Below are 17,249 nucleotides of genomic sequence, written 5' to 3' on the forward strand. Positions count from 1 at the left end.
ATCTCTTATGTTGGAGTATCTACAGATGTTCTAGGCTTTTCTTCAACCTCATACGAAGAAAGAATTTCTTCTGTTTTAGCACTAGCCTCTTGTTGTATTTTATAGTAATTAACAAAGTTAAGATTTAATTTTTCTCCTTGAGAAATATTTAGATTAATTGAATAAATGCTTTTTTCTTCTATATTACTGCTAAATCCAGTGCTAGTAAGAGGAGCTATATCTTCTGATAAATGAACTTCGTAAGTATCTTTTGTGTCATTGTAAACAAACATAGTCTTCACATTATCAGCTACAGCGAAATCTAAATCATATTTACCATCATTACTAACACTAATAGTATAAGAGATAAGGTATTGAGGGTTAGTGTCTGAGCCTTTTTTAGAAAGAGTAATATTGTCATCTTCGATGTAAACTTGCCTTTTTTTTCCAGTGTTAGCTTCTAAAAAACCAATTTTCAGTTGATCGTTTTCAATAGAGAAATCATTACTATGTTTAGTAGCTGTTTTTTGAGCGACTTCAGCTAAGATAATCTCTTTAGAATTATCAGTGTTAGTAACAGTAGTTACATCTGTGTTATTGGTTGTGTTAAAATCAATAGAATAAGCACCAGTAGCATCTCTTTTAAGAGTGTACGATTGTAATAAGTTTTCAGGAGTACCTTCAATCACATCAGTTTCGTTTGATGAACAAGATGCAAATAAAAAACTTAAACTTAAAGCAAGGAAATAAGGAGTGATTTTTTTCATGACTAAATTTATAAATTACACTATTTTATATTAATTTTTTATAAAATAGCGATGTACTTAGGATAGGTATTAAGAGACGGGGGATCATATCTCTTAGGGGATATAAAAGAAAACAAAATGAAGGGGTTTTCTATACTATGTTTAATAACGCGTACATCGCTATTGTTTTCATTTGTAGTAGTTGTTAAGCGATGTATAATAATGTATAGACTCGGGGGGCTTCTTCTTAATTTGGGGGACTAAAGAAAAATTGAAGGGTTGATAATATCTTTACACTATTTTGTTTCTCACAGCATACATCGCTAAACCTACTACGTTTTTTACTTTTAATTTTTTATATAAATTACTTCTATATGTTTCTACTGTTTTTAAGCTAACATTTAATTTTTCAGCAATTTCATAAGAGCTTTTTTCTTTCGCAATTAATTTTAATACAGCAATTTCCCGTTCTGTTAAATCTTCTTGTATAAATTTAGGCTCTTCGATTTCTTTTGCATCAGAAGTATATAAATCTAATAGTTTTACTTTTATGTCTTCACTAATGTATTGTATGCCGTTGTGAACAACTTTTATGGCATCAATAATTTGTTCATTAGCTCGACTTTTGTCTACAAAACCGTTAGCTCCTAATGCTATCATTTCTTGCACAAGTTTAGGGTCACTTAAACTAGAAAGTATAATGGTTTTAATTTGTGTATTACGTTTTTTAAACGTTTTTAAAACTTCTATACCGTCCATTTCTGGCATGTTAATGTCTAAAACTAATACATCAGCTGTATTGTTAGAGGACCAATTAACGACTTGCCTTCCTGTTAAAGAAAATCCTTCAACTTCAATGTCATCTTCAGTATTTAATAAAGCAATGACTCCATCTATTAATATCTTGTGGTCATCTGCTATGTGAACTTTTATCTTGTAATTCATGGTCGTTTACAGTTACAAATCTATAGTATAAAACAAGTGTGTACAATACACAGTATCCCTATTTGTTTCATTTATAGTATAGGGATAACCCTGAGTTTTCTTTAACATTTCTTTAACATTTTGGTTTAAAGGTCAAGTAAACACAGAGTTTTTCAAAAATAAAAAACCGAGATTTAAATCTCGGTTTTTTCGCACTAAATATACTAAGATGTTAGGCTTATCGTAATCTATCAACAGATTTTACAAGATCTTCATCCTTCTTAATGGCTCTATTTGCTAAAAATAAAAGCAAAATAACAATGACAGGAAAGAACATCCCAATACCTTTCTCAGAAACCGAAGCTTCTCCAGATAACGTTTGTGATAAATATATCAATATTCCTAATAAAAAAAGGTTTATCAATATGTTTAAGCGATTCATTACAAATTGAAGTTGACGATTTCTAAATAAAAAAACACTTGCTATTGATATGAATGCTGAGATAAAAAAAGATACAGGAACTAGCTTTTCTAGTATAGAATTACCCGTAAATAAATCTATAACATAGGTAGTTGGATTTGTTTGAGTAGTGTTCCAAAGGCTAAATAAAAAAGTCAACCCTCCAGAAATAACTCCAGCAACTAAAAGATATATAGATTGTATTCTTTGTATCATAATTTTTTATCGGGAAGCAAATGTAATACTTCTTTTTTTAAAAAGAAATATTAGAAGTTAAAATATTTGTATATATTTGCCTTGTATGTAACCGCACAAAATTATTATATAGCCCCTATATAATTAGCACTCAAAACAAAACTTAATACAAAACCAATTCTTTTTATACAGAGAATTTTAAGTAACTTAACTATTTAACGAATGTTCGAAATTTCGGAATTAAAAACTAAAAAATTAGCTGATTTACAGGTTATTGCCAAAACTATAGGATTAACTAAGTTTAGTCAGTTAAAGAAATTAGATTTAGTATATAAAATTTTAGATGCGCAAGCCGAAGCAAGTGCTAATGAAGCTAAGCCTAAGGCAGAAAAACCTAAAAGAAAAAGGATAGCTAAAGATGATACCCCTACCAATACTTCACAACAACAAGAAATTAAGCCTGTAAAAAAGGTAGAAGCTAAAGAAGAGGGAGAAAAGACTGAGGTTGCAGTTAATAAGCCTGTAAAAAAGGTTGAAGAAAAAAAACAGCATCCACAAAGTCAGTCTAATGAGGAAAAAAAGCAGCAGCAGCCTCAAAAACAACATACAAAAAACCAAAATAGAGGCAATAAGAACAATAAGAATCAGAACCAAAATCAAAATACTTCTAAACAACACCATAAAAGTGGAAACAAGTATCGTGATCCTGATTTTGAGTTTGACGGGATTATTGAAAGTGAAGGTGTTTTAGAAATGATGCCTGACGGATATGGTTTCTTACGTTCTTCTGATTATAACTACTTATCATCACCTGATGATATTTATGTATCACAATCACAAATTAAATTATTCGGTTTAAAAACAGGAGATACTGTTCGCGGTAATGTACGTCCGCCAAAAGAAGGAGAAAAATATTTTCCTTTAATTAGAGTATCAAAAATCAATGGATTGAATCCGAATATTGTTCGCGATCGTGTATCTTTTGAGCATTTGACTCCGCTTTTTGCTGAAGAAAAGTTCAACTTAGCAGAAAAAGGAAGCTCTCTTTCTACAAGAATTATCGATTTATTCTCACCAATAGGTAAAGGACAACGTGGTATGATTGTAGCACAACCAAAAACGGGTAAAACAATGTTGTTAAAGGATGTTGCGAATGCAATAGCAGCGAATCATCCAGAAGTATATCAAATTGTTTTATTAATTGATGAGCGCCCTGAAGAGGTTACCGATATGCAACGCAGTGTTCGTGGAGAAGTGGTTGCTTCTACATTTGACGAGCCAGCTGAAAAGCATGTACGTGTAGCAAACATTGTGTTAGAAAAAGCAAAACGTTTAGTTGAATGTGGACACGATGTTGTGATTTTATTAGACTCAATTACGCGTCTAGCAAGAGCTTATAACACAGTAGCTCCAGCATCTGGAAAAATTTTATCAGGTGGTATTGATGCGAATGCTTTACACAAACCAAAGCGTTTCTTTGGAGCGGCACGTAATATTGAAAATGGAGGTTCTTTAACCATTATTGCTACGGCACTAACCGAAACTGGTTCTAAAATGGATGAGGTAATTTTTGAAGAGTTCAAAGGAACTGGTAACATGGAATTACAATTAGAGCGTAATATTGCTAACCGTAGAATTTATCCTGCAATCGATTTAATCAAGTCTAGCACACGTCGTGATGATTTATTATTAGACGATAAAACGGTACAACGTATGTGGGTATTGCGTAAATACTTAGCAGATATGAACCCAATTGAGGCAATGGAATTTATTCAAGATAGAATTAAGAGATCATTAAACAATGAAGAGTTCTTAATTTCTATGAATGGATAATAACTAGTGTATAAAATAAAAAATCCCGCATTTAGCGGGATTTTTTATTTTGGATATATTACAAAATCTAACGGAACGTCAAATTCGTGCGTGTCTTCTATTTTTTTGATAGGAGGGAAGAAGTTAAGTCCGATGGTTTGAGTATCTTCTCTACACTCCGATAAAAATCGGTCATAAAAGCCTTTTCCGTAGCCAACTCGGTAGTGTTCTTCGTCAGAAATAAGCATAGGAACGAAAATCAAATCGATATTTTTTACAGTAACTTCTTCTGCATTAACAGGTTCAGGAACACCAAATTTATTGAGTTCTAATTTGGTGTCTTCATCAAAAAAGAAATGAGAAAGCGTATTGTCTTCAAAATTACAGCGACTTACAATAATTCTTTTTCCTTTTTCTCTAAAGAAATTGATAATTGGTAAAGTATCAATCTCGTTGAATTTTCGCATAGATAAAAACAAATGAACATTACTAATAGTATCTATTGATAACTCATAAATTTGCTGATAAATACTTTTTTGTAATTGTTCTTTTTCGGTTTCGGTTAGATTGTTTCTCTTCTGTTTATATAATTTTCTAAGTTCAGATTTTAGCATGTTAGTTAATTCTGTTTTGGTTCATTTTTCGTTGAATTAAATAAATAACTATAGCAGTAATTGCTGAAGTAGGAATAATCATTTGATTTAAACTAAGATTAAAATAATCAGCAGTAGATCCTATAATTATTAGCAGTAAAACTGTTAAAAGTATACCGTAACCAATATATTTAAATGTAGATTTTTTTGAGGATTTTACAAAAGCTTTATTTAGAGCATATAGGTTTTTTCGTTGCAAAAGGCTGTTTTTATAATTTATAATAAATTTATTCCAACAATCAATTTCTGTTTGAGATACAAATTGATTAGAAGGGTCTACAACTCCCTTTATAGTAACATAATTATCATCTAAGGTTATTTGAAAGTGGCTTTTCCATTTAAGAGGATTCAAAACAAGTCCGTTTTTTAGTTTAGATCCTTGTTTAAATTCTAATTGAAAAAAGTTTCCTTCAGTTTTAAAATTTCCATCATTAAAGTACTCTTCAGTTAGTCTGTAGTTTAAGTCAATTGAATTATGAGTTATAAATTCTAAGGAAAACTCTAAATTATCTTGTTCCATCATAAATTACGTAGTTCCTCTTGTAATTTTTTAGTTAATCCTTTTACGACAAGATCATAAGAATGATCAATCAGTTCAAAAGCGAAAGCATCAGAAACATCATGGTTTAAAGTAACCGTGTTCCAATGTACTTTACTCATGTGAAATCCTGGATTGATACTTTCATATTCTGCACGTAATTCTTCTGCCCATTCAGGATCACATTTTAAGTTGATTTTTGTATCGCCTTGTTCCCAACTATCTAGACCAACAAGAGCATACATTTTCCCCATCACCTTAAAAACCAAGGTAACTTCATCAAAAGGGAAGTGTTCTGTCACTCCTTTTTTTGTAATACAATAATTATGTAGTTGTTCTATGTTCATAGTTAAGGTAAAATTCGTTCCATAAGTTTTTCAGGATGCTCTAATTCTGTAAAACCAAAATGTTTGTATAAGCCATGAGCATCTTTGGTTTTTAACATCCACACTTTACAACTTTGAAGCTCGGGAGCTTGTGAAATTTCAGACATTAGTTTTTTTGAATAGCCATTACCACGATCTTCCGGTAAAATAAATACATCCATAAGATAGGCAAAAACCGTATAATCAGTAGCTATACGGGCAAAACCTATTTGACGGCCATTTTTATAAACACCAAAACATAAACAGTTTTTAATTGTTTTTTTAACTTCTTCTAACGTTCTGCCTTTCGCCCAATACGTATTGGTTAAAAAAGAATGTATAACATCTACTTGTAATTTAGTTGGATCAGTTGATATTGTAATCATTACGGTTGTAGTTTTTCTTTGTTTTTATAGAGTGTAAAAGCTAGGAAAATAATAGACATGATACTAAGTAGTAAGAAAAAGTATTTAATAAGATTTATTAGTATAAAAAAATAAAATCCACGGGTTTTTAAAGAATTGTCTAATTTTTCTTGAAGTAATTCTAAAGAATCATGATTGTCTATGTAATAATATAGAAAGAAAGAAAAAGCTGAAATTATCAATAGCTTAAATGTCTTATGAAGATTTTCCATTATTTCTCTTTATTCAATATGTTTTTGAGTTGTTTCAGGAATTTCTAAAGCAGTATAATCTAGCTTCCATCCAATGGTTTCGACTAAGTTTTGCATTAAAGTAACGGCTTCTAAAGCTTCTTTATTAGCGGTTTGCATGAGGTTACTTTCAGGAATTTTTTGAAGAATATGTTCTTTGGCCTCTTTGTTTACTTCGGTTAAATCTTCTGAACTAAATTTGTTAAGTAATCCGTTTTGAATATCGTAAAAACGTAAATTAGGTTCTATTGAAAACACTTCAGGCTGAGGAAATTCAGAAAGAATCAATACTTTTTTCTTCGTATCCGTATGCATTTTAATTTTTCTAAAATCAAAACCAATATGCACTTTTGCATTGATTAAAATGATTGCCTTTTTTTTGCTGGAGAAGAGTCCTAAAAATTTCTCTTTGGTGTTTTCGTGATGATAAATCTCAGCAAACTCTCCTTCAACAGTAATTAGTTTAGATACTTTTTTAATTTTATCTAATAATACGACCGATTGTTTTTCAGTTAAGTTTTTTCTTTTAACTGTTGTAAACTTATTAAAAATGTAATAGGATATAATAGCACCTCCTGCTAATCCTAAAAAAAGTAATTCCATAAACACGAATTTACGTAAAATAGCTAGAGAATAAAAAGTACTTGTTTATAAGAAGTTGTTATACCTGAGTATATTCAGGACAATCGATTCTAATTTCTTGATTCAAAAGTTCTTTTTCTAGTAAATTACAGTAATAAGAATTGCCATTTTTTTGAAAAAATGAACAACCAAAACAAGTGCGTTGTACTGAAAGAATTCCGGTTTTATTTAGCTTATAAATTAATTCACTTAGCGTTTTAAAAACACTATCTAATTCTGTTTGATTAAAACTTTCAATTTGATTTTTCAAAGGATTTGCAAAGTCGTTTGTTAGAGTAACAATTTCTTTACCCGCTAAAGATAAGTGAATGGTGTAGCTACGACTATCAGCTGAAGAATAATCTTTGATAATCATTTTTTTCTTTTCTAAAACCTTAACAGCATCACTTATTGTTGGTTTGGTTACATTAAACTCTTTGGCTAAGTGGCTTACATTACAAAGTTCAGGTTTATGGTAAGTGACAAAAATTAATAATTGAATTTGAATAGGACTCAATCCAACTTGTTTTGCCTTTTCCCAAAGTAAAACTTTAAACACTTCAGATATTCGTTCAAGACCTGCTACAATCTTGTACGAAATATTATTTTGTTGTTGATCTGGATTAAAAACACTACTCATAATAATAAGCCTGTCGAAATTAGTCGACAGGCAAAGTTAGTAATCCTAATCAAAAAATAGCTAATTCTATAATATTTAAAATTAGGATTCCTAACTATTTTAAATTGAAAAAATTAACCTTTAACATCCGCCATAGAAGCTCCAAAGTTAATGTGAAGTGTATTTCCGTTTGGTGTTACTAAGGCAGGAACTGATTTTACACCTGCTTTTTCGGCTTCAGCTATGCGAGTTCTATCTTCACCAATGTTAACTACTTCTACATTATTAGCGCCAATTAAACCTATAATGTCTTGTTCTGCACTTACACATACAGGGCATCCTGCGTGATAAAAAATTGATTTACTCATTTTGTTTATTTTAAAGTTATTGCAAAATTGCGACACAAATATAAGTAAGGAATCCTAACTAAAAAAGAAAAAGAATAAAAATCCCGCATTAAGCGGGATTTTCTTGGTAGAGTTGTGTTGTTTGTTACGGGTTTTGTTTTCCTGAAGAGAAAACAATATCTAATACATCAGTTTTCTTTAAAAATTTCTTAGCGTGTTTTTGAATATCTTTTGGAGTAATGTTATTTAAAATAGTCTCTAAATATTCAGGTTTTTGTTTGTCTTCGCCAGTTTCATAATATGTTTTTAAAGCTGACATCCAAAATTTATTACTTTCAGTTCTGTGTTCTGTATTCTTTTTAATATTTAAAATAACTTTATCAAGTTCTTCTTGAGTAACCTTTTTCTGAATAATTTCTAATTCTTTATAAACTAACGATTTTAAATGTTCTGCTTTTTCAGGATCACAGCTAAATTGAATATTTAACGTTTGTTCCATATTAGGAATTCGAGAAGAATTTGCTCTAACGCCCACTCCGTAAGTTCCACCTTCTTTTTCACGAATATTTTCGGTATAACGTAAATTAAGAATAGAACTTAAGATAGAATGGTATATTACATTTTCTCTAGAATACTTAGCGTCAGCTCTCATTTTTATAGCAACAGTTGCTTTAGGCTCATCCATAGGAAGTTGAATTTGATATTCATGTTTTCCATGTGGATAATAACTTTTATTGCTAACCCAATTTTCTTTTCTGGTTGTTTCTTTTATAGAACCAATATATTTTTCTACTAAAGGTTTAATTTTTTCTTCGCTAACATCTCCAACAATAAAGAATGTAAAATCGCTAGCACCATCAAAACGGTCAGTATATATTTCTTTGATTTTGTTAAAGTCGATTTGATTTAAATAATCAGTGTCAAATTTACTATACCTAGGATCATTGTTAAAAATGATGCTGTTTAAGGTATCTTTCATAACAGATTTAGCCGTTTTAACTTGATTTTTTAATGCCTCACGTCCTTTTTTAATGAAAATATCAAACTTTTCTTTATCAAATCTAGGTTCTTCAAAACGCATGTATACTAATTGCATCATGGTTTCTATATCTTTAGTTGTTGAAGCTCCTGAAACTGATTCAGAATAATTACCAATTCTAAAGGAGCTATTAGCAGACTTACCAGTCATTACTTTTTTATAAGTGCTAGGACTTAAGTCACCAATACCAAATGATTTTACATATTGCGCTGCACCACCATATGAAGGAAGGTCTTTAACCTCATAAACAGAAGCACCACCGTCACTAACAGCGCTTAAAGCAACGTTGTTTTTTTCATAATCAGCAAAACGATACACAACAGTCGCTCCGTTAGAAAGTTTCCATTCTACAGCATTAAAATCTGTTAACTTCTTTTCATTGATAATTTTACCACCTTTAGGTTCTTTACTTAGTAGTTTGGTAGAAATAGGAGTGTTGTCTACATAAGGAGCTATGTTTTCCTTTTGAACTTTAGTAATGATAGCTTCTAACTTTTCTAAATTAGGCAGTGTGCTTTCTCTTCCTTCAGGAGCATTAACTACAAAAATTCTATTATGATCAGTTAAAAATTTAGAAGCGTATGCTTGTACTTCTTCTAAAGTAATTGTAGGAATTATAGCCTTAGCAAAATTGTAGTTAAACTTGGCATCTGGTATAGAAGCTCCGCTTAAATAAGTTGCTTTAAGCGCTTTACCATAAGATTCAGAATTGATAGATTCTTTTTTTATGTACTTGTTTTCAGTAGCAAGTAGCATGTTTGTTTTTAAACGTTCTAACTCATTTTTCGTAAATCCGTGATTAATTACACGCTGTAATTCTCTATATGTAGCTTCAAAAGCGTTGCTTAGTTCTCCTTTTTTAGCTTGGGTACTTATGGTAAATACTTTATAACCTCTCATAAAATCACCATAATTAGCACTACCTCTTAAAAAAGGAGCATTTCCTTTAGATGTGATTTCTTTATACCTGTTGCTCATTAAAGCGTTAAAGAAACTGTTTACGAACTTTTCACGAAGACCACCTAAAGTATTGTCATAAGAAGTTCTGTTTCTTATCATAAGAGATACACTCTCATTTTTCAATTCTTTATCAGTACCAATAGTGTAAAGAGGTTCTGCATTATCAGCTATTTCTGCAAAAAACCTTTCTTTTGGATTTTCAATTGCAGGAATTGGAGAAAATAATTCTTTTATACGTTTTTCAACAGCATCCACATCAATATCACCTATAACAGCAATCGCTTGTAAATCGGTACGGTACCAATTGTGATAAAAATCGCGTAATTCTTTTGGATCAAATGTTTTTACAACATCCATATCTCCAATAACAGTACGTTTAGAGTAGATTGAGTTGTTGTATTTTACTGCGTCTACTTGTTCTGAAAGTCTTGTTCTTGCACTAATTCGAGATCGCCACTCTTCATTAATTACCCCTCTTTCAGCATCAATTTCTTCAACTTCTAAGGATAATTCGTCACACCAATCACGTAAAATAATTAAACAAGAATCCACCAAGTTTTTGTCAGCGGTAGGTACCCTACTAATGTTGTATACCGTTTCGTTGTGTGTAGTATAAGCGTTAATATCTCTACCAAATTTAATTCCGTTACTTTCTAGCATGTTTAACATGCTTTTTTTAGGAAATGTTTTGGTACCATTAAAAGCCATATGCTCTAAAAAGTGCGCTAAACCATCTTGTTTGTCGGTTTCTAAAACAGCACCTACATTTTGGTAAATATAGTAGCTAGCTCTTCCTTTTGGTTCTTCGTTGTGTTTAATGTAATAGGTTAATCCGTTAGGTAAAACTCCTTTTCTAAAGGTTTTATCAAAAGGTACTTCTTGAGATAAATCGGTAAACGATTGAGCGAACAAAGCTCCGTTAAATAATAAAACTCCCAAGCAGAGTACTAAAATTTTTCGCATATTTTCTTAGTGTTAAAAAAGAGCATTAATTGGGTTTTAGAATAGCTGTTTGTTGTTAAAAAACTACCAATTAATACTCTTACTATTATTTTGTTTTATAATGAAATTTTTTCTCCAGCTTTCATCAAGTCTAGATTTCGCTTGATTAAAGTGATGGTTTTTAATTTTTCTTTTTGGGCAGCTTTATAAGCTTCTTCTTTAACTTTTACAGCTTCTTCTTTTTTGCCAATAACATATAAAATATCAGCATAATCGTTCATAGATTCAGCAGAAGAAGGACGGATGTAATATGCTACAGTAATCCAATTCAACACTTCTTCAGTTTCTTTTTCTGTATTTACGAAAGGAGCGAAGCTTTTTGCTGATTGATAAATTCTGTTACTTTCACGTACAGAGAAAGGTCTTATTCTTAAAGCTTCAGGATCACCTGCTGCTGTGTCTTTTAACCACTTTAAATAGTTTTTACGTAAAAATTCTTTATCTAAAGAAGCAACAAAGGCGTTGATACCATCTTGTACCATTGGTTTATATTTTTCACCTTGCCCTGTTTTAAAATAGTAATAAGTGTAGGTTCTTTTTCTTTGTTCATCATCTACTCTAAGTCCTATATTTTCAGCGTTTTTTAAAGTTAGTTCTAAAATAGTTGTGTCTTGTTTTTGAATAGCATACTCGGTAGTAGTTTCTACCATTTTTTTAGGAAGCTTTTGATATACTTCTCTAATATCTTTACGTACATATTTTTTCCATTCATCTGTACGTATGTTGCTACTAATAATTCGATCAGCTTCACCGCCGTAAACAATTTGCTCGTAGTGTCTAGCTAATAATAAAACCATTTCTTTACTAGATTCTGGAACGTTTCTTTGAATAGTAAGATAGTTTTCTAAAACATCTATGTAGCTTTTAGCTTTTGCTTGACTTAATAAGTTGTCTAAATAGTTTCTAGCTAATTTTTCGTCATTTTTATCTTTAGTATAAAGTTCGTGTAAACGTCCTACACTATTAGGGTCTTTTGAATAGTCTACCGCTAATTGCGCTTCTTTTAAAAACTCATCAGTAGGCATAGCATGAGAGGTTCTGTACACTACTTTATCATCATTATCAATAAAAACATAACCAGGTAATCCTTCAATGGCGTATTTTTCTTTAAGTTGAGGTCCGTTACCTTTTTCAACATTCAATTTAAATGAAATGAAATGTTCGTTGAAAAAATCACCCACTTCTTTTTCTTTAAAAACTGTTTTATCCATTTTTTTACAAGGTTTACACCACACGGCATATCCATCAACAAATAACAGTTTGTTTTCTTTTTGGGCTTTTTGAAAAGCTTCTTCAAAGCTTCCGCTTTCGAAGTTAATTCCTTGTTGAGCATTGCTTAAAATAGGGAATAAGAGTAGCCCAAGAAATAATATTATTTTATTAGTCATAATTTTTTCTAGTTTTAAAGAGTTTCTCCTTTTTGCATTTTTTCTAATTCATATGCTTTTGATGGACGCGTTTTACTATCAATCCATTTTTCAACAGCTATCTTTTTTAACGCAATAGCTTGTTTAGTTTTTCCTTTTTTATAAAGCATGTCTGCTTTTAAATCGTTTATGTAAAAGCTATTAGGAACCAATTCATAACCATACTCAATCCAGCTTTCTAATACTTTATAATCCTTTTTCTTTTTGGTAAGTTTTAAATAGGTATGTCCTATTTTGGTAATGGTTTCAATATTTTCACCAGCTATTTTTCCATGGCTTTTTAATTTTTCCATGGTTTGCTCTCTATTGATGCTATAGTTGGTTTTATAGTTTTTTTGAAACGTTTCGAAGTATTCAGCATCTTCTTTTTGAATTTGAGCAATTGGCTTTGCATTGATTATACCAGAGATGTATTCTTGAGCAAGTTTTTTATATCCGTCATAATCTTCAAGAATCGCTAAATAGATTAATTCATATTCTGTAGGATTACCTCTTCGGTATCTGTTAGGAAGCTGTTTCCAAGTGTCAATAAAAGATCTCATTAATTCAGCATCTTTTGTTTTTATAGCAAAATCTCTGGTGTTTTTTATAAATTTAAGATGAAAGGTTTTTAACTCTCTTTCTTCTGCTCTAGTAGCAATATCCATGTATTCATCAAAGTTTGCTTTTAGAATTTGTTCAGCTTTACTGTTTAGTAAAAGATAGTTGTTGTGTTTCATAAGATATTCCATCATATCAACATCATCTTCCTTAATTTCAGTTTGAACAGTTAACCAAGCTTCGATACCATGAATAGGAGATTGTCCATATTCAATCATCTTTTCAACGTAAATCTTTAAGAAATGCTCGTCGTTTTGTTTGTTAGGGAATTCTTGTTGTAACTTTTCTAAGCTGAATTCACTACTTAATGAAGCAATTGCTTTTTTACCTAAATTAATAAAACTTTCTGCAGATTGAGATCCAGTATCTTTATAAACTAATTTTCCGCTACTGTTTATAAAAGCTAAAGTAGGGTAGCTTGATACATTGTATTTTTTAGCTGCTAATGCACCTTTTTTTTCAGCATCTAACTTAATACTTATAAAGTTTTTGTTGTAAGCTTCTCCAACTTCAGGAAGTGGAAATATTTTTTTACTCATTACCTTACAAGGAGCGCACCATACGGTGTAAAAATCAACAAAAACAAGTTTATCTTCAGATGCTGCTTTTGCTAGGGCTTCATCGAGTGATATATGTTCAAAATTAATTCCTTGAGCTTGTGTATTGTTAGTAGTAACAAACAATACGATTAAAAATGTAAAGACAATTTTTCTCATGAATGTTTTATTAAATTAGTATTGTATACTAGTAAGACGCAGTTTTTGGCAGAAGGAGTGACATGAAAATAAAAAAGCTGTTAGTTAACTAACAGCTTTTAAAATACTCAAGAAAGAGAAAGGGTAATTGGTATGTATATGTGTTTTTTAGAATTTGATTTATAAAATGAGCTGTTAATTTTTTAATCTATAGCTCCTTCATTTCTCCATATAACAGGATATATTACAAATTTTTCTTTTGAAATTTCTTCTATCAAATAAGTATGGAAAGCCGCATTTTTTGAACCTGAATAAGGTTTGTATTTTGAATTAGAATACTTTTTGTTTACCCAGTTTATTTCTTTTTCTCTAATTTCTTTTAAGTTTAAAAAGGTGTAGTTTTTTAGGTGTTTATTACATAAGGTATCTGTACTCAATTTTTTATCATAAAAAAAGAGCATATTTTTATTGTTCTCATCTTTTATATTAAATAAAATACCGTTTTTTTATTGTTACCGTACCCATAATCACTAAGCCATTTTTTATTTTGAACTTTATTTTCATATTTTACGTAAATGGTATCTTTAGGATATTTACTTTGTTGGGCGAAAGTTACGGTCGTAAAAAGTACAAAGGCGAGTAGCGCCAGAAAAGGTTTGAGAAGAAACATATTTATAGCATTTATTTTTACTAAAAATAAGGAGTTTATTACAATTAAAAAAGCTGTTAGTTAACTAACAGCTTTTTAATCAATTCAAATAAAAAACACGTCTTTGGTAATTTTAAAGGGTAAAACTATTTAGACTTGTTAAGTTTTATAATCAACAACAATCATTTGTGTGAGCTTGTCAAAATAGGATATTGTTGAATGTATATTAGTAAGACGTATTTTTTAAATGGAAGGGTGACATAAGAATAAAAAAAACTGTTATGTTGGTGTACATAACAGTTTGTTAATCAATAAAAAAATAAAAGATTTCTTTATTTTTTCATAGGCATATTTATAAGAATAAAGTGTTTGTTTGTGTTTATAATATTTTTCATGCTTCTTTTAATGTCTCGCTTAGAAATATCATCAATTTTTTTTTGAAATTCATCTAAGGTAAATAGCTTTCCGTAATTAAGTCCCCAATTAAGATAATCGCCACTAACACGTTCTTCATCATAAAAGTTTAAAGCATAATTAGTTTTTAAAATGTTTTTCATTTTAAGAACATCGTCTTTAGTAATATTTCCTTTACTCATGGGTGTTATGATTTCATTAATCGCAGCTTCACGAGAACTATTCAAATTATCAGAATCAACAATATATCGAAGACTTACTGATGAGGTATTACTAGATATGGTAGTATAACCAGTGGTTCCCATTGAATATATAAATCCATGTTTTTTTCTAAGGATATTAAATATTTGAATGAATCCGTATTCCGATATAGCTTCTGTAATTAATTTATCTTTTAACGTAAGTTGTTTTGGTCTTTGTAAGTTGAACAAGTAATTAACCTTACTTAAAGATTTTTTACCCCAAGGAAATTCTTTTACCAATGTTTTTGCAATAGGTAAAGGATTATTGTTTCTAGTTTGAGGAATAGTAACCTCACCAGGGGTTATTGTAGCAATGTAGGTTGATATCATTTCATCTACATTTTTAGGAAGTGTGCCTCCAACATACACAAAAGAGTTTTTTAAATTACGTTTCAATATTGAATTGTAATTTAACAAACGAGCGGCTACTTCTTTGGATATGATAGTATCATTGTTGTTAGGAGTAGCGAGTGATTTACCTACAGCTTTATCAAAAAAGTTGTCAAGTTCATTTGAAGACTTTTTTCTTTTTTGTTGTATGCTGATGCTTCTTTGAAGATCCTCAACCTCAGGAAGATTTTCTTCGGTAACTAATAAATTAAAAACTTTTATTAATTGATCAAAGTTATCATCAGAACCTTTTAATTCGAATTCAAAATTAAAGTTAGAAAGATCAACACGTTTGTATATACCCAAATTACGTAATAATTTGTAAGCTTCTTTTTTTGAATATTTACCAAACGAATCGTTCAAGCTTTTAAGAGAGTTTGATAGTAATCCTCTGTCTTTTTCAGGAATTATATCTAAACCATGTTTTCCTACTATTTTTATTTTATTGGAAGTGTTTTGATTTTTGTTTACTACAACTGATACTCCATTAGCATATTTTAAAAGATATAAATTTTCTCCTAAAGTAATTTTTTCCTTGATTTCAGAAGGTGTCTTTATGTCGATTATAACTTCTTCAAGTACTTTCTTTTTTTGGCTAAAATCAAAACCTCCTTTAGGTTCTTTAAAAGTATAAGGTTCTGTTTTTATACGATCGTAATTTTTTAACGTATTTAAAATATACTCGTTCGTAAAATCTTGTTGAAATGCAGTTGAGGTATTATCAAATAAAATGGTTTTATGATAGTGAATGAAATCATTTAACATTACTTCAAAATCTTTTGGAATAAACTGATGTTTCATACTTTGAACCAATGCTAGTTTTTTCTTACCTGTAATAGGTGCATCACCCGTTAAAAAATGCTTTTTAACATCGTGATAAGAAATAAAGTCATCGTCACCGAATCTTTTATAGCTGTTTATCAGCCTGTTTAAAAAGAAATCAATTTCTTCTTGTAAAAAACCATGCGTATTCGCTTGATTAATTACGTAGGAAAAATCAGTAAGCATTTGTTTGTAAGAAACATTTTTATCTCCTTGTAACCTAACGTTGTATATTTTACTGCCTTTAACAGGACTTCCTAAATTAACACTCGAGTTACCAATTTGAGAGTTAGGTAATTGAAGTAGTCTGTTTTCTAAAATATTAGAGAAAAGAATTTGACCAATTTGTTGTTTAAAAGAACTATAGCTATTAATTGGCGTGTCAGGAAATTTAAAAGCAATAGTTAACAACGGATCTTTTTCTTTTTTACTGTTTTTGATAGTGCCGTTAATTACTGTTTTAGTAGTAATGTCAGGGTATTTCTGTGTGATTTTGTTAGGAGAAGCTTTAATACTTCCAAAAAGAGTTTCAATATAGTTTGATACTTTTTTTACATCAACATTACCATTAATAACTATAGAAAGTTGCTCGGGAGTATAGTATTTTTTATAAAAGTCTTTAACAGTTTTAGCGGTAACACTATTAATTTGTTCAATAGAACCTAAACCATCGTGTCCTTCTAAAATTGTACCTGTTAAAAGAGGAGAAGGGGTGTTAGAACGTTTGTTTATTTCTTCAATAACTACTTTTTGTTCTACTTTAAAAGAAGCATCGTCCATTTGTAAGTCACACATCCAATCTTTAAACAATAAAAGAACTTGATTCAAAGTAGCAGTGTTGTTTTCAGGAATGAAAACACGATATTCGGTTTTAGAGTCATCTACACTAGCATTGTATTGTTTACCAATTCGAAGTCCTAGTTTTTCAAGAGTTTCCATAGTTTGGTTTCCAGGATAATTTTTACTACCCTTAAATACCATATGTTCTAAAAAATGAGCTACTCCGCGTTCGTGAGGTTTTTCTACTTCAGAACCAGTATCAGATAATAAATACATACCTACCTTGCCAGGTTCACCGTTTGGAACTATGTAATA

16 protein-coding genes are annotated in these 17,249 nt (G+C 30.2%); 1 reads left to right on the top strand and 15 read right to left on the bottom strand.

The window, feature by feature from the left end:
• Positions 1-5: 5 nt before the first annotated feature.
• The 3 genes from ACKTSU_RS03080 to ACKTSU_RS03090 all read right to left on the bottom strand — a co-directional run bounded on the left by ACKTSU_RS03080 (position 6) and on the right by ACKTSU_RS03090 (position 2,325).
• On the bottom strand, positions 6-746 hold the full coding sequence (locus ACKTSU_RS03080; RefSeq protein ID WP_408034896.1) for a hypothetical protein: 741 nt from the start codon (positions 744-746) through the stop codon (positions 6-8).
• 270 nt (positions 747-1,016) lie between these two features.
• A complete protein-coding gene (locus tag ACKTSU_RS03085) occupies positions 1,017-1,670 on the bottom strand; it encodes a response regulator (RefSeq protein WP_408034897.1) in 654 nt (217 codons plus the stop codon).
• Positions 1,671-1,887: 217 nt separating this feature from the next.
• Positions 1,888-2,325: a DUF4293 domain-containing protein gene (locus ACKTSU_RS03090; RefSeq protein WP_408034898.1), complete on the bottom strand. Its 438-nt coding sequence runs from the start codon at positions 2,323-2,325 to the stop codon at positions 1,888-1,890.
• 201 nt (positions 2,326-2,526) lie between these two features.
• Here ACKTSU_RS03090 and rho point away from each other — a divergent pair, with 201 nt between their 5' ends.
• Entirely contained in the window at positions 2,527-4,137 is a 1,611-nt protein-coding gene (rho, locus tag ACKTSU_RS03095; protein ID WP_408034899.1) for a transcription termination factor Rho, read from the top strand.
• Between the two features lie 44 nt (positions 4,138-4,181).
• Here the strand turns inward: rho and ACKTSU_RS03100 are convergent, their stop codons facing one another.
• From ACKTSU_RS03100 to ACKTSU_RS03155, 12 genes are all read right to left on the bottom strand, one after another.
• The gene (locus tag ACKTSU_RS03100) at positions 4,182-4,730 is read right to left on the bottom strand and encodes a 5-formyltetrahydrofolate cyclo-ligase (RefSeq protein ID WP_408034900.1); all 549 of its coding nucleotides are present in this window, start codon (positions 4,728-4,730) and stop codon (positions 4,182-4,184) included.
• A gap of 1 nt (position 4,731) precedes the next feature.
• Positions 4,732-5,292, bottom strand: coding sequence for a hypothetical protein (locus tag ACKTSU_RS03105; protein ID WP_408034901.1), 561 nt, complete (start codon positions 5,290-5,292; stop codon positions 4,732-4,734).
• Positions 5,289-5,654 (bottom strand): MmcQ/YjbR family DNA-binding protein, encoded by a 366-nt coding sequence (locus ACKTSU_RS03110; RefSeq protein ID WP_408034902.1) that lies wholly within the window; start codon positions 5,652-5,654, stop codon positions 5,289-5,291. The genes ACKTSU_RS03105 and ACKTSU_RS03110 overlap by 4 nt, the downstream gene beginning before the upstream one ends.
• Before the next feature lie 2 nt (positions 5,655-5,656).
• The gene (locus tag ACKTSU_RS03115; RefSeq protein WP_408034903.1) at positions 5,657-6,058 is read right to left on the bottom strand and encodes a GNAT family N-acetyltransferase; all 402 of its coding nucleotides are present in this window, start codon (positions 6,056-6,058) and stop codon (positions 5,657-5,659) included.
• Between the two features lie 260 nt (positions 6,059-6,318).
• On the bottom strand, positions 6,319-6,930 hold the full coding sequence (locus ACKTSU_RS03120; protein WP_408034904.1) for a DUF4230 domain-containing protein: 612 nt from the start codon (positions 6,928-6,930) through the stop codon (positions 6,319-6,321).
• 58 nt (positions 6,931-6,988) lie between these two features.
• Positions 6,989-7,588 (bottom strand): MarR family winged helix-turn-helix transcriptional regulator, encoded by a 600-nt coding sequence (locus tag ACKTSU_RS03125; RefSeq protein ID WP_408034905.1) that lies wholly within the window; start codon positions 7,586-7,588, stop codon positions 6,989-6,991.
• A gap of 113 nt (positions 7,589-7,701) precedes the next feature.
• Positions 7,702-7,935: a thioredoxin family protein gene (locus tag ACKTSU_RS03130; RefSeq protein WP_408034906.1), complete on the bottom strand. Its 234-nt coding sequence runs from the start codon at positions 7,933-7,935 to the stop codon at positions 7,702-7,704.
• 124 nt (positions 7,936-8,059) lie between these two features.
• A complete protein-coding gene (locus ACKTSU_RS03135) occupies positions 8,060-10,876 on the bottom strand; it encodes a M16 family metallopeptidase (protein WP_408034907.1) in 2,817 nt (938 codons plus the stop codon).
• A 95-nt stretch (positions 10,877-10,971) separates the two neighbouring features.
• Positions 10,972-12,303, bottom strand: a complete 1,332-nt coding sequence (locus tag ACKTSU_RS03140) for a thioredoxin family protein (RefSeq protein WP_408034908.1) — start codon at positions 12,301-12,303, stop codon at positions 10,972-10,974.
• 14 nt (positions 12,304-12,317) lie between these two features.
• Entirely contained in the window at positions 12,318-13,658 is a 1,341-nt protein-coding gene (locus ACKTSU_RS03145; protein ID WP_408034909.1) for a thioredoxin family protein, read from the bottom strand.
• A gap of 182 nt (positions 13,659-13,840) precedes the next feature.
• A complete protein-coding gene (locus ACKTSU_RS03150; protein WP_408034910.1) occupies positions 13,841-14,074 on the bottom strand; it encodes a hypothetical protein in 234 nt (77 codons plus the stop codon).
• 544 nt (positions 14,075-14,618) lie between these two features.
• Positions 14,619-17,210 carry an insulinase family protein gene (locus tag ACKTSU_RS03155; protein ID WP_408034911.1) on the bottom strand — a complete coding sequence of 864 codons (2,592 nt, stop codon included), beginning with the start codon at positions 17,208-17,210 and terminating at the stop codon, positions 14,619-14,621.
• Positions 17,211-17,249 lie beyond the last annotated feature (39 nt).

This window comes from Tenacibaculum aestuarii (assembly GCF_964510395.1).
GTDB lineage: Bacteria > Bacteroidota > Bacteroidia > Flavobacteriales > Flavobacteriaceae > Polaribacter > Polaribacter aestuarii.